Consider the following 11,412-nt stretch of genomic DNA (forward strand, 5'->3'; position numbering starts at 1 on the left):
CAGGGTTTCGTATCCTCCTTGAAACGCGATACTGGTTGACTACATGTTGTAGATGCATCATCGAGAGACTATGAACCTGCGTTCCCTACCCGACGATAGACGAGCAATGCTGCGGGAACTGGAAGATGCCTGCGTAATTTCGCGGGCGCGCCTTATCTCACGCGTCATGACCAACATCTTCGACGAGGAACTGCGGCCGTTCGGCCTAGTGTCGTCGCAACACACCTTACTCGGTTCAATCATGCGGATGGGCGTCGCGACGCGTGCCGAAATCGGCCGAGCCAACTGCCTCGATCGCTCCACCTTGACGAGAAACCTCAAGCTGATGCTGGACGCGGGATGGATCGAAGAGGTCCCCGACAAGGTTCAAGGTCGTCAGCGCCCCCTTCGGCTGAGCAAAGCTGGCGAAGACCTGCTGTTTTCATCCATGCCGGCCTGGCGGGCGGGGCAGGAACGAGCGTCCAAGCTGCTTGGGCAAGCAGGCTTGAGCGCAATCAAGACCGTCGCGGACGACATTCCGCGCGATTAGCCGGAATCTGAAATTATGGTATTGCATATACAACACTGCTTCCTATGTGTTGTATATGCAGCATTAGGACGCCGCGGAGCGCCTGATGCCATTATCGAAAGGAGAAATGCGATGACAACGATTCTGGTGACCGGTGCAACCGGAGATACGGGGCGTCCGACCGTGAAGGAACTGCTGAAGAAAGGCCTAAAGGTCCGCGCCCTCGCTCGTCGGGAGGACGCTCGCTCGCAGGAGCTGGCCAGTCTGGGTGCCGAGATCGTTTATGGGGACATCACCAGCCTGCGCGATATGCGGCTGGCTTTCGACGGCGTCGACCGCGCTTACTTCTGCTATCCCATTGCCGACGGTCTCGTGGAGGCGGCAGTCATCTTCGCACAGGTGGCGAGAGAGCAGGGCGTCGAGCACATCGTCAACTTGTCCCACAAGCAATCCAGGCCCGACGCGCGCAGCAAGGTGACCCAGAACCATTGGCTTTCGGAGCAGGTGTTCAAGTGGTCAGGCATCCCGACGACGAACTTGCGCATCACCTTCTTCGCCGAGTGGCTCCTCTACATCTCGACATTCATCCAGCGCGGCCGCTACGTCATGCCATTCAACAAGGATGGCCGCTTTGCTCCGCTGGCCGCGGCCGATACGGCGAAGATCATCGCCAACATCCTGGAGAAACCGGAAGGCCACGGCGGCCAAGCCTACCAGCTGCACGGCCCGAAGGAGTATAGTCACGAGGAGCTCGCAGCAGAGGTTGGTCGGGTCCTCGGAGTCGATCTGCCCTTCGAGCAGCTTACCGTATCGGCCTTTCTGGAGCTCGCGGGGCTCGAGGATGACACCGTCTTGCGGCGGCACTTCGAAGCTGCGGAGCTGGACCAGCAAGAGGGTCTCCTCGCCGGTCTCGATGACATCGGCACGAAGATTATTGGTGGCCCGCTGATGACCGTAGAAGCTTTCGTCAACGCGAACCGGGCGCGCTTCGTCCGTGAAACGCAAACGTCACTCGACCGAAATGAGAATCCTGTGCGTTTTGGGGCGGATATATCAGGGTGACTAATCCAGGTCGCTAACCGGGGCGATCCGGAACGCATGTTTCGGAGCTGCATCGTCCACCTCGAAAATGCCATGGCTTTGCGATTAATTCACCGGCCACTGAGCTGAATCCTCGAGTGCGTAGCGACTGGCAGCTGCGCACTCGATGGACGATAGCTTTTGGCCGAAGCAGATGCTCACATCCAGGTCAAGGGGCGACCTGGAGGGGTCGACAGCAGTCAATGGCCGACCTGCTGATTTAAGCCGATAGCGAATGTCCGCTTCATCAATGCTGCTGCCCGGAACCTGCCGTCCCGCTCTCGGCCCCATATCGGCCACGGCGCCGCGGTCGGCGAATGTCTACTGTTGGCGCAAAGCGGCCAAGGCCACCATGACCGATTGGTGGGATTGCTGAGCAACTCCGAGCTTTTCCTACAATAGGGCAGCCTCAGACCCGCCTGAGAAAAGCAAGCACCCGATCCGTCAGCAGCGCCGTTGCCGCCGCGTCGTAGGACGGCAGCGAGCTGTCGGCGAAATAGTGCTGGTCGCCCGGATAGAGGAAGAGCTCGGCATCGTCGGCCTTCTCGACGAGTTCGCGGGCAGCGTCGATGTCGCCTTCGCCGACGAAGATCGGGTCATTGTCCATGCCGTGGATCTGGACGGGCACGCCATCCGGCCAGGGGCCGAAGGACCACTGACCGCTGATCGGGATGCAGGAGTAAAAGAGCAGGGCGCCGCGGGCGCCGGGCCGGGTCTGGGCGAGCTTCTGTGCCGGCAGGACGCCGAAGGAGAAGCCGGCATAGACGAGGCCCTGGGGAAGAGCGTCGGCGAGGCGAACGCCGCGCTCGCGCATCTCATCGAAGCCGACCTCGCCGATATAGGCAAGGCCTTCTTCGATGCTGTTGAAGGTGCGCCCCTCGAAGAGATCGGGCAGGTGCACGGTGTGTCCGGCGGCCCGGAGGTCCTCGGCGAAAGCGTGCATTCCCGGGGTCAGCCCCTGGGCGTGATGGAAGAGCAGGACCTCGGCCATGGACGACTTCTCCTTCAAATTATCCTTCGCGTTCCAATTGTGTCTCGCCGCCTGAAGGGTCAAGCGGTGTTGCGGTCGATTGAGAAAATTTTCCTGTCGCAGCGATAGCACGTCTCCTTGACGTCTTGTTGCCATCTTCGACCGCTTCCTTGCGGATCAGCATTGGCCACGATTCTGAAGGAAAGACGTCATGACAGGGAAGTTGCGCATTGCCGTGTTGTTTGGTGGGCGTTCGGCGGAGCATGAGGTTTCACTGATGTCGGCGCGCAACGTCGTCGCGGCGCTTGACAGAGCACGCTACGAGATCGTGCCGATCGGCATTGCCAAGGATGGGCGCTGGCTGTTGCTCGAGCTTGAAAACGGTGAGCTGCCGCGGGCCATTCCGGCGGCAGGAACGCAAGTTGCGCTGATTCCGGGCGGCAAGGGGCGGGCGGTCACCATTGCCGCCGACGGAACGCAAGGGCTGCTGCCGGCCGTCGACCTGATCTTTCCGGTGCTGCATGGGCCGTTCGGCGAGGACGGGACGGTGCAGGGTTATGCCGAGACGGCCGATGTCGCCTATGTCGGCTGCGGCGTTGCGGCTTCGGCAGCCGCCATGGACAAGGTGCTCGCCAAGCGCCTGCTTGCGGCCGAGGGGCTGCCGGTCGCGCGTGCCATCGCGCTGCATCAGGAGGACGCCTATTCCGGCGAAACCATCCTGGAAACACTGGGGTTGCCGGTTTTCGTCAAGCCGGCACGGCAGGGTTCGTCCGTCGGCGTCAGCCGTGTCAATAGCCTCGACGGGCTTGCGGCTGCGCTGGAAGAGGCGTTTCGCCACGACGACAAGGTGCTGATCGAAGAGTTCGTGCAGGCCCGCGAGATCGAGTGCTCGGTGCTGGAAGACGCCAAGGGCAGGCTCACCGTGTCGCGGCCGGGCGAGATCATCCCCGCCGAAAGCCACGGTTTCTACAGCTACGACGCCAAATATGTCGACGCCGGCGGCGCGATCGTGAAGGCGCCGGCGGACCTTGCCGAGGAGGTTGGCGCGCGGGCGCAGGAGATGGCCGAGCGGGCCTTCCGGGCGCTGGCCTGCGCCGGCATGGCGCGCGTCGATTTCTTCCTGCGGCCGGATGGAAGCCTGGTCATCAACGAGATCAACACCATTCCCGGCTTCACCAATATCAGCATGTATGCCAAGGCGCTTGCGGCAGACGGAATCTCCTATGGCGCGGCGGTGGAAACGCTGATTGCGCATGCGCTCGCGTTGCGTGGGGATGGGGCCGCGCGCGCATGAAACACTGGCCGCGGATGCCGCCTTTGGGTTGTATTACATATTAGATGTATCGCATTCATTGTGGGTTCACGTCATTCCGCGAAACTGCCGCCTGTTTCCAAACGGACAGGTGATGAGATGAAGAAGATTGCCATCGTCATAATGGCGGCGGTTACGGCTCTTTCGGGCATCACGCCGGCGAATGCCGTGCCGGCGGTTGCCATCGAGCGGGTGCAGAAGAGCGACGTCGAGTTGGTGCAGCACCGGGAATGGAACGGCGGCCATTATCGCCGGCGTCCGCCCGGTTGGCATGGCGGCTATCGCCCGCGCCCCGGTTGGGACGGCGGCTACCGCCCGCGGCCAGGCTGGCATGGCGGCTATCGTCCGCGCCCGGGCTGGGATGGCGGCTACCGCTATGGACACTATAACGGCTACCGCGGCTATCGCTACGAGCGCTACGGCTATCGTCGCCACAATGACGGCTGGTGGTATCCGCTGGCGGCCTTCGGCACCGGCATCATCATCGGCGGCGCGATTGCCGCTCCGCCGCGCAGGGCGGATGCCGGGGTGAACCCGCGGCACGTGGACTGGTGCTATGCCCGCTACCGCTCGTACCGCGCTTGGGACAATAGCTTTCAGCCCTATGGCGGCCCGCGCCAGCAGTGCTATTCGCCCTACTTCTGAGCGAAGCGCGTTCCAAAAAAAAGGCCCGTCGGTTGTGGTGACCGGCGGGCTTTTCTGTTCATGCTTGCAAGTCAGTTAGCCGCATGTCGTTTATCGCAAAACCGCTGCCCACTTTTGCGCGACATGCCTATCGGCTGCTCTTCGGAAGCTCCTCGTCGAAGCGGGTCTTTTCGCGCGCCGGGTCGTCGTCGAGGATTTTCTCCTCGCCGTCTTCGGGCAGGGCGTCGTCCGGGTTCACATTGGCCTCATCGCGGCTCGGAACCGGCGGCACGCGGCCCTGGTCACCCGGCGGAATGTCATCGCCCTCAGGAACCAGATCGACCGGCAACGGCGGGATCCTGCCGATCGGCACGACGGTCGGTTCTGCGGGTTGCGACAGGTCTTCGGGTGTCTGCCTGAGATCACGTGATTTCGGGTTCGCCTTGCTCATCCTCGCATCTCCTCGGTTGGTCATGTCGAAGGAGTAAGGCGAGGAGGCGGGAAAGGTTCCCGGCTGCCGGGCAGGGGAACGTCTGTGAGAGGAAGGGAGCCAAAGTGCTCGCTGTCGCCAGTCGACGCTGTCCGCGCTCAAGATGGTGCGGCCCGGCGAACGAGTGGCGCTGCGAAGCGGGCGCTTGCGCGCTTAGCACGTTTCATGGAAGAGCCAGCGGCTCTAAAGCGTCGCGATCTTTCAGATTCGCTCCTTGCGCTTTAAGTTCTTGATATTTCGCATGTCGTTGTCGCAAAACCGCTGCGCACTTTTGCGCGACAGGCTTTAGAACTTCAACCGGGCGTCGTCATGGTCGGGAGGACGGTGTGCGTCCTTGCGGCGCATTCCGTAGGCAAGCGCAAGCCCCAGGATGGCGGAGCCGACGACGATGGCGGCGAGTGCGAAGAAATTCTCCATGGCATTTTCCTCCCAAGGGGAAGCTTAACACAGAATGCGCGCAAACAAATGGCGTGGCACCGAGATTGCGCGTCATGGTTACTCAACGCGTTTCGGCGCCGGAGGTTCAATCAGCAAGCGCCGAAGCGAGGCGAACGGTGCCGGCAGGCTCCGTGCATGGCGGTGCTGTCATACGCGGACTGGACAGGCAGCCTGCGGTCGGCGACGCTCGTCACAGGGCCGTTCAGTTTTGGGTTGTCGCAGCAAAACCGCTGCGCACATTTGCGCGACGTGCTTTATTGGTTTGTCGCGTGTCGTTATCGCAAAACCGCTACGCACTTTTGCGCGACATGCTTTAGTAGCCGGAGCTTCCGCCGCCCTGGCTCATGCCTTGGCCGCCTTGCGTGCCCTGGTTTCCCTGGCTTGGGGCAGGGGCGGTGCTGCGGCTGGCCTGGTCGGTGGTGCAGCCGGCAAGCGCGACAAGCGCCGCGATAACAGCGGCAAGCAGATATCGTGGGGTCATGGGATCCTCCCGTCGTCGTGGGAACGGCCTTCGACCGCCTCGCCATCGAACCGGACATGGCACGCCTGGTCCTGGCCGGCGGCCCATCGCCGCGGGGCAAAGGCAGTGTCGCGTGCCGGGCGTAACTATATCACCAAACGATGGGAGCGGGCGGGCGAGACGGCAGGTGGGCGTGAGGCGAGCGACGCAGGCGGCTCGCGAAAAAAAGAACAAAACAGAAACAAATTTAGGCGGCGGGGCTTGCCAAGCGCCCGGAAGCGGGCTAAGGATATTACAGGCTGGCCGTTTCGTCATTGAAGCGGCCTTTTTGATTCCGGGTCAGCTAAGGCGAGCGGCCTACAGCGCCGCGCGTCTTATCGGACGCGCAAAGGTCGCCTGACCGTTGCGGATCGTTACGGTGCTTCGCGAAGGCCGGTTGGCGCTTGCTATGCTTCCTGTTTGGCGATCTTGCCGGAAACGGCGCGGGCGGGCTCAATTCGCGCGCGCGGTTGCCCAATGTTGCGAAGCCAGCGCGAGGCCTCTTTCGGATCGCGCTCGACGCCGAGCCCCCTTTGATAGATGGTGACGAGACGGGCCTGCGCGGCGGGATGACCCTGGCGGGCGGCCTGCCGGTTCCAGTGAAGCGAGGCGGCGTAGTGTTCCTCGCCGCCGTCGTTGAAATAGATTTCGGCCAGTTTTGCCTGGGCGTCGACGTTCCCCGAGGTGGCCAGTTCAAGCAACCTGGGCGAGATATTCGTTGCGGAGGGCCGCGGGGTGAAAATGGTCTTCAACTTACTGAACGCGTTGCGGATCATCTGACACCTGTTGCATCCATCACACGGTTCCCGCAGCGGGCCTGCTAGGCTGATAAATTACTCAAAATCTTGAACTACTTTGGCTTTTCCCTGGCTAGCAGGGCGCTTGCGATGCATTCCGCCAAGAGGACCCGAAACGGGGCAACCCGGTGGGCCGCATTGATGACCGGATACAACCTGAAGTCAAGGTTGCAAGCGTGACATCCGGCGTGACACCCGCAATTTTCTGTGATCGGCTGTCACGCTCGGCGCGCGTTGCGCTGGGCTGGCTGCGCCATCACCTCCGGCGGAGCGGCCAAACTCGATCTGGAAGTCGACCTCGCGACGCTGCAGGTCGGGGCATCTGGGGTGGTGCCAACAATGCCACCGTGAACCAGACGATCGCGGACTTCGTGGCGAGCCACATCGCCGGCTGCGAACGCGGTTTTGCCGACTTCACGACGATGGGCGTGGAGGAACACGGCGCGCTCGTCGCCGGGGTGGTGTTTCACAACTATGCGCCGGAGGCCGGCGTCATCGAACTCTCGGCCGCTTCCACCAGCAAGCGCTGGCTGACGCGGCCGGTGCTCAAGGGCATGTTCGACTATACGCCGGCTCCGACCCGAGTGATGCCAACAGCTTTGCCCTGAAGGGCGTCTACCAGATCGGCCGGCCGCTCGGCAAGAATGCCTGGATCCGCGCCGGCGGCGATATCCTGATTGCCACCAGCGACGGGCTCACGCCGATCTCGCAGGTGTTCCAGCGTGATCGCCAGGCGCTGAGCCAGGTTTCGGTTTCGCGCGCGATCGAGGACGATTGGCGGCGGGCGGCGAATGCCACCGGGGCAGGCTGGGTGGTGAAGCAATGGCCGGAGCAGAACCTGGTCTTCATCGCCTTTGTACCACGAAACCGGCAGCTCCATGCTGCCGGTTGAAGAAAATCTCAATTATTCCGCGAAGCGGCTCACCCAGGTGTGGCCCGCTCGATTCCCGACACTTGCGAGTGCCGAACCCTATGCTGGCAAGCCGCGAAAGCTTGCGAACCGGGTCTATGGCGGGCGGCTCGGGAATGTGGAGGCCGATGACGGGTGGCGCTATCGCGGGCGCGGTTTGGCCCAGATAACCGGCAAGGCGAATTATGCGAAGTTCGGCATCGCGGCGGCACCTGAACAGGCGAGCGAGATGGCGACCGCAGTGCGCATCCTGTTCGACGGCATGACGGAGGGGCTTTTTACCGGGAAACGGCTTTCCGACTTCGACACGGACGAGAGCCTTTCCGGGGCGGCAACCGGCTATCGTTATGCGGCATCCCGCGCGATCATCAATGGTGACATCAGGCAAAATGGTCCGAAGATCGAGGCTTATGGTCGGGCGTTCGAGGCGGCATTGCGGGAAGCCGGATATGGCCGGAGTGGCCAGCAAAAGGTGGGGCCGGCAGAGGCGGGCGTCATCGTGGTGCTTCGACCCGGAACGTCGGGATCGGAGGCAAAAGGCGAGGGCGTCAGCGCTTCGGCCCTGTCTCTTGGCAACATCTTCGAACGCCTTGTCACCGTGATTGTCTCAATTTTCGCGAGGCGGGCGAAATGAGCGCCGTGATGATCCGCATCGTGTTGCGCTATGGCGCCGGCTTGCTTGTTGCGATGGGCTTGCTGGCGCCTGAAACCGGTCCCGCGATTGCCGATGATCCGGACATCCAGATGCTGTTGGAGGTTGGCGTCGGCCTTGCTGCCGGCGTCCTCTCCGAAACCTGGTACGTGCTCGCGCGCCGCCTTGGCTGGGCCAGATGATGCTACCCTGGCCGAAGTTGTTGGCCGGCGGCTTGTTGCTCGCCGGCATCGTCTGGCTCGTTCACGAAATCCGGGCCGACGGTGCCCGTTCCATAGCCAATGCTATCGAAAGGCAGAACAATGACGCTCAGAGCCGCGCTCGCGAAAAGCGCTTTGATTACGATTCCTGCCTTGATGCAGGCGGGTTGTGGAACTTCGCAACCGGCCAGTGTTCCGGGTCTGCGGGGCGTCGTCGGAACTGATCTCGTCGGCGCGCGCGGCGCGACTGCTGCCGATCAACGCCGGATTGATCGCACGGCCGTTGGCCTCTGTGCTGCGGAAATCTGGACACGGGCGGAATGCACCAGGCATGGGGGGCGCGCCGATGTCGGCAGTTGAAATCGATGTTGCCGTTCACCGCCAGCTCGGCGAATTGGTTGCGGGCATGCGCGGCTTGCAAGAATCCATCCGCCGGATCGAGGAGGGCAGCCGCCGTGCCGAGGACAAGTACGCCGCCATTCATGGCAGCGTACATCTACGCATGGAGCAGCTGGTCGATCGCGTGGGTGAGATCGAGGCGTCTGTCTCGGCGATCGGTGCGGACGTCGCGGAGATGAAGCCGGTGACCGACGACGTCAGGCGCTGGAAGCTGATGGGGATCGGCGCATTGGGCGTCACCGGCATCGCGGCGATGGCGCTGGGCGTCAGCTTCGCCGAGGCGATCCGCCGCGTCGTCTTTGTCATCATGGGCAAGGGCTGACGGGGCCGTCTGAGATCGGAGGCGCCGCGAAGGCCTAAGCTGGGTCGACGAGATTTGCCGGCCGAGTTCCGAGACAAGTCAGATCTGGATTGACCGCTCGTCCAAGGAAGATCGTTCCAAACCACTATATTCAATGCACGCCGCGCGCCCCAACGGGCGCGCGGCGGTTTTTGCGTTTTCTATCCCTTCGGGGTCACCAAGACGGCGTTGCCGTCGCCCATGATCGGCTTGTTGTCCTTTATCGGGGGAGCGCCAGGTGGCGAGAACCTACCAGGAGATGCGCTGTGGGCTGTCACTTTGGTCGGGTCTTGAGCGGATGCAGCTTGCTGGCGCGCTCAATCGATGGAGCGCCCTAGGTCACAAAGCCGGCACCGCATTCGGCGCTCCTGCGGCCATTCGCCGGGCACCATCCGATACCGAGAAGCGGAGGCGATATTCCTTTGGCGAGAGACCGAGGATCTTGCGGAAGATCTTGCGGTAGGCGTTGGTGTCGTCATAGCCGCTCTGCCAGGCAACCTGCTCGATCGAGAGATGCGAACGCTCCAGCAGATCGCGTGACTTGGCGATCCGCAGCCGCTGGCAATACTCCGTCGGATTGAAGCCGGTCGCCCTCTGGAAGCGACGCAGGAACGTGCGGTCGCCGAGCCCGGCGCGCTCCGCCATCATCTGCAGCGTCACGCCCTTGGTGCTGGTGCCATGCAGCCAGTGCTGGATCTTGAGGATGACGTTGTCGCCGTGATCGAGCTTCGGCGCGAAGACGCTGTAGTAGCTCTGCTCGCGCGCGCCGGGATCGATAATCATGTACCGCGCCGTTGCCAGCATGACGTCGGTTCCGAGGAACCGGTCGACGAGTTTCAGCCCGAGATCGATCCAGGCCATCATGCCGCCGGCGGTGATGATGTCGCCCTCGTCGATCAGCAGCCTGTCGGTGTCGACGCGGATATTGCCGTAGCGGTTGGCGATCAGGTCCTGGTGCGACCAGTGCGTGGTGATGGTACGGCCAGCAGCGAGGCCCGATTCGGCGAGCAGATAGGCGCCGCCGCAGACCGAACAGATGGTCGTGCCGCGTTGATGCTGCTCGCGCACGAAGGCGGGCAGGGTGCCGATGCGCTCCCCGACCGGCAGATCGGCGAGCGTCGGCGGCAGGATCAGCGCCACCAGGCTCGAGGAGGGATCCTGGTGGGGGTCGCGTGATTTCGCCACCGAGCCGTCTTCCTGCAGCTTCCAATGGCTGATGCGGATCTGGGGAGCGTCTACCCCGCTCTGTTCGACCGATTGCATGCTCGCCACCTGGAACATGTCGGTCAGCCCGTGGATCGCCGACATCAGGGCGCGCGGGTAGACGACGATGCCGATCTCCGCCGGTTCGCTTTCCGCTCGTTTTGTCACTTCTGCCCCCATCGTTGTCAGCTTTGCCGGTCGAGAGGTTAGGCCCGCCGATTTATCAATTCAACCATCGCTTCCACGGGATGGGAGCCGGGCAACAGAGATCGAAAAGGTGAGGACAATGACACAGGCAAAAGCAGTTTCCGCAAGCGTTTCCAATGGCCTTTCTCGCCGCACGGTTCTTTCAGCCGCCTTTGGTGCGGCGACGACCGCAGCCGCAGTCAACGCAATGAACATTCCGGCCAAGGCCGCATCCACCACCGCATCAACCGCCGGCGCAGCCGGTACTGAGGGAGCAAAAACCATGGGCAGCCGCATCACCACCCGCGATGGCGTCGAGATCTATTACAAGGACTGGGGTCCAAAGGATGGCCCGGTCGTCGTGCTCAGCCACGGCTGGCCGCTGTCGTCGGACAGCTGGGAAGCGCAGGCCTTCCACCTCGCCGCCAATGGCTTCCGCGTCATCACCCATGACCGCCGCGGCCATGGGCGCTCGTCGCAGCCCTGGGACGGCAACGACATGGATCACTATGCCGACGACCTTGCCGATCTGATCAATGCGCTCGATCTGAAGGGCATCTTCCTTGCGGGCTTTTCCACCGGCGGCGGCGAGATCAGCCGTTACATCGGCCGCCACGGCACCAGCCGCGTCGCCAAGGCCGGGTTGATCTCGGCGGTGCCGCCGCTGATGGTCAAGACCGACAAGAACCCCGGCGGCCTGCCGAAGGAGGTGTTCGACGGGCTGCAGGCGGCAAGCCTCAAGGATCGCTCGAAGCTCTACCGCGATATCGCCTCGGGTCCGTTCTTCGGCTTCAACCGCCCGGG

At 62.8% G+C, this 11,412-nt stretch carries 16 protein-coding genes and 1 pseudogene; 11 read left to right on the plus strand and 6 right to left on the minus strand.

Going from position 1 to position 11,412, the window contains the following annotated elements; genetic code table 11:
- The first annotated feature begins 70 nt into the window (after positions 1-70).
- Together ACTJKE_RS36050 and ACTJKE_RS36055 are read left to right on the plus strand one after the other, a co-directional pair.
- Positions 71-529, plus strand: a complete 459-nt coding sequence (locus tag ACTJKE_RS36050) for a MarR family winged helix-turn-helix transcriptional regulator (protein WP_063891506.1) — start codon at positions 71-73, stop codon at positions 527-529.
- Positions 530-640: 111 nt separating this feature from the next.
- Positions 641-1,570: an SDR family NAD(P)-dependent oxidoreductase gene (locus ACTJKE_RS36055; RefSeq protein WP_440691910.1), complete on the plus strand. Its 930-nt coding sequence runs from the start codon at positions 641-643 to the stop codon at positions 1,568-1,570.
- Positions 1,571-1,997: 427 nt separating this feature from the next.
- Here ACTJKE_RS36055 and ACTJKE_RS36060 read toward each other — a convergent pair whose 3' ends face one another.
- Positions 1,998-2,579, minus strand: a complete 582-nt coding sequence (locus tag ACTJKE_RS36060) for a dienelactone hydrolase family protein (protein WP_440693851.1) — start codon at positions 2,577-2,579, stop codon at positions 1,998-2,000.
- A 190-nt stretch (positions 2,580-2,769) separates the two neighbouring features.
- Between ACTJKE_RS36060 and ACTJKE_RS36065 the strand changes: the two genes are divergently transcribed.
- Together ACTJKE_RS36065 and ACTJKE_RS36070 are read left to right on the plus strand one after the other, a co-directional pair.
- Positions 2,770-3,852 carry a D-alanine--D-alanine ligase family protein gene (locus tag ACTJKE_RS36065; RefSeq protein ID WP_440693853.1) on the plus strand — a complete coding sequence of 361 codons (1,083 nt, stop codon included), beginning with the start codon at positions 2,770-2,772 and terminating at the stop codon, positions 3,850-3,852.
- Positions 3,853-3,969: 117 nt separating this feature from the next.
- Entirely contained in the window at positions 3,970-4,515 is a 546-nt protein-coding gene (locus tag ACTJKE_RS36070) for a BA14K family protein (protein ID WP_057254004.1), read from the plus strand.
- 127 nt (positions 4,516-4,642) lie between these two features.
- On the opposite strand, the gene ACTJKE_RS36075 is transcribed toward ACTJKE_RS36070, so the two are convergent.
- The 4 genes from ACTJKE_RS36075 to ACTJKE_RS36090 form a co-directional block, all read right to left on the minus strand.
- On the minus strand, positions 4,643-4,945 hold the full coding sequence (locus ACTJKE_RS36075; protein WP_113398944.1) for a hypothetical protein: 303 nt from the start codon (positions 4,943-4,945) through the stop codon (positions 4,643-4,645).
- A 324-nt stretch (positions 4,946-5,269) separates the two neighbouring features.
- Positions 5,270-5,401 (minus strand): hypothetical protein, encoded by a 132-nt coding sequence (locus ACTJKE_RS36080; protein ID WP_255571009.1) that lies wholly within the window; start codon positions 5,399-5,401, stop codon positions 5,270-5,272.
- A 334-nt stretch (positions 5,402-5,735) separates the two neighbouring features.
- Positions 5,736-5,903, minus strand: coding sequence for a hypothetical protein (locus ACTJKE_RS36085; RefSeq protein ID WP_176907390.1), 168 nt, complete (start codon positions 5,901-5,903; stop codon positions 5,736-5,738).
- Positions 5,904-6,328: 425 nt separating this feature from the next.
- Positions 6,329-6,697 (minus strand): tetratricopeptide repeat protein, encoded by a 369-nt coding sequence (locus ACTJKE_RS36090; RefSeq protein WP_057254007.1) that lies wholly within the window; start codon positions 6,695-6,697, stop codon positions 6,329-6,331.
- A 368-nt stretch (positions 6,698-7,065) separates the two neighbouring features.
- Between ACTJKE_RS36090 and ACTJKE_RS36095 the strand changes: the two genes are divergently transcribed.
- The 6 genes and pseudogenes from ACTJKE_RS36095 (at position 7,066) to ACTJKE_RS36120 (ending at position 9,201) form a co-directional block, all read left to right on the plus strand.
- Positions 7,066-7,326: a hypothetical protein gene (locus ACTJKE_RS36095; RefSeq protein ID WP_440693856.1), complete on the plus strand. Its 261-nt coding sequence runs from the start codon at positions 7,066-7,068 to the stop codon at positions 7,324-7,326.
- A pseudogene (locus tag ACTJKE_RS36100) lies at positions 7,278-7,586 on the plus strand (hypothetical protein); the annotation flags it as partial. The gene ACTJKE_RS36095 and the pseudogene ACTJKE_RS36100, both read left to right, overlap by 49 nt.
- 10 nt (positions 7,587-7,596) lie before the next feature.
- Complete coding sequence (locus ACTJKE_RS36105) at positions 7,597-8,262, plus strand: hypothetical protein (protein ID WP_440693858.1); 666 nt, start codon at positions 7,597-7,599, stop codon at positions 8,260-8,262.
- Positions 8,259-8,462 (plus strand): hypothetical protein, encoded by a 204-nt coding sequence (locus tag ACTJKE_RS36110; protein WP_440693860.1) that lies wholly within the window; start codon positions 8,259-8,261, stop codon positions 8,460-8,462. Before ACTJKE_RS36105 ends, ACTJKE_RS36110 begins: the two co-directional genes overlap by 4 nt.
- Before the next feature lie 120 nt (positions 8,463-8,582).
- Positions 8,583-8,840, plus strand: a complete 258-nt coding sequence (locus tag ACTJKE_RS36115) for a hypothetical protein (RefSeq protein WP_440693862.1) — start codon at positions 8,583-8,585, stop codon at positions 8,838-8,840.
- Entirely contained in the window at positions 8,827-9,201 is a 375-nt protein-coding gene (locus tag ACTJKE_RS36120) for a DUF1515 family protein (protein WP_057254447.1), read from the plus strand. Before ACTJKE_RS36115 ends, ACTJKE_RS36120 begins: the two co-directional genes overlap by 14 nt.
- 357 nt (positions 9,202-9,558) lie before the next feature.
- Here the strand turns inward: ACTJKE_RS36120 and ACTJKE_RS36125 are convergent, their stop codons facing one another.
- The gene (locus ACTJKE_RS36125; protein WP_440693864.1) at positions 9,559-10,590 is read right to left on the minus strand and encodes a GlxA family transcriptional regulator; all 1,032 of its coding nucleotides are present in this window, start codon (positions 10,588-10,590) and stop codon (positions 9,559-9,561) included.
- Positions 10,591-10,708: 118 nt separating this feature from the next.
- Here ACTJKE_RS36125 and ACTJKE_RS36130 point away from each other — a divergent pair.
- A partial coding sequence (locus ACTJKE_RS36130) for an alpha/beta fold hydrolase (protein WP_440693866.1) occupies positions 10,709-11,412 on the plus strand: 704 nt, incomplete at its 3' end.

The organism is Ensifer sp. 22521, from assembly GCF_052044795.1.
Taxonomy (GTDB): domain Bacteria; phylum Pseudomonadota; class Alphaproteobacteria; order Rhizobiales; family Rhizobiaceae; genus Ensifer.

Bases quoted from the DNA above. Each gene is read 5' to 3' on its own strand.
- ACTJKE_RS36050 (WP_063891506.1), top strand. From the start codon at position 71: ATGAACCTGCGTTCCCTACCCGACGATAGACGAGCAATGCTGCGGGAA.
- ACTJKE_RS36055 (WP_440691910.1), top strand. From the start codon at position 641: ATGACAACGATTCTGGTGACCGGTGCAACCGGAGATACGGGGCGTCCG.
- ACTJKE_RS36060 (WP_440693851.1), bottom strand. From the start codon at position 2,579: ATGGCCGAGGTCCTGCTCTTCCATCACGCCCAGGGGCTGACCCCGGGA.
- ACTJKE_RS36065 (WP_440693853.1), top strand. From the start codon at position 2,770: ATGACAGGGAAGTTGCGCATTGCCGTGTTGTTTGGTGGGCGTTCGGCG.
- ACTJKE_RS36070 (WP_057254004.1), top strand. From the start codon at position 3,970: ATGAAGAAGATTGCCATCGTCATAATGGCGGCGGTTACGGCTCTTTCG.
- ACTJKE_RS36075 (WP_113398944.1), bottom strand. From the start codon at position 4,945: ATGAGCAAGGCGAACCCGAAATCACGTGATCTCAGGCAGACACCCGAA.
- ACTJKE_RS36080 (WP_255571009.1), bottom strand. From the start codon at position 5,401: ATGGAGAATTTCTTCGCACTCGCCGCCATCGTCGTCGGCTCCGCCATC.
- ACTJKE_RS36085 (WP_176907390.1), bottom strand. From the start codon at position 5,903: ATGACCCCACGATATCTGCTTGCCGCTGTTATCGCGGCGCTTGTCGCG.
- ACTJKE_RS36090 (WP_057254007.1), bottom strand. From the start codon at position 6,697: ATGATCCGCAACGCGTTCAGTAAGTTGAAGACCATTTTCACCCCGCGG.
- ACTJKE_RS36105 (WP_440693858.1), top strand. From the start codon at position 7,597: ATGCTGCCGGTTGAAGAAAATCTCAATTATTCCGCGAAGCGGCTCACC.
- ACTJKE_RS36110 (WP_440693860.1), top strand. From the start codon at position 8,259: ATGAGCGCCGTGATGATCCGCATCGTGTTGCGCTATGGCGCCGGCTTG.
- ACTJKE_RS36115 (WP_440693862.1), top strand. From the start codon at position 8,583: ATGACGCTCAGAGCCGCGCTCGCGAAAAGCGCTTTGATTACGATTCCT.
- ACTJKE_RS36120 (WP_057254447.1), top strand. From the start codon at position 8,827: ATGTCGGCAGTTGAAATCGATGTTGCCGTTCACCGCCAGCTCGGCGAA.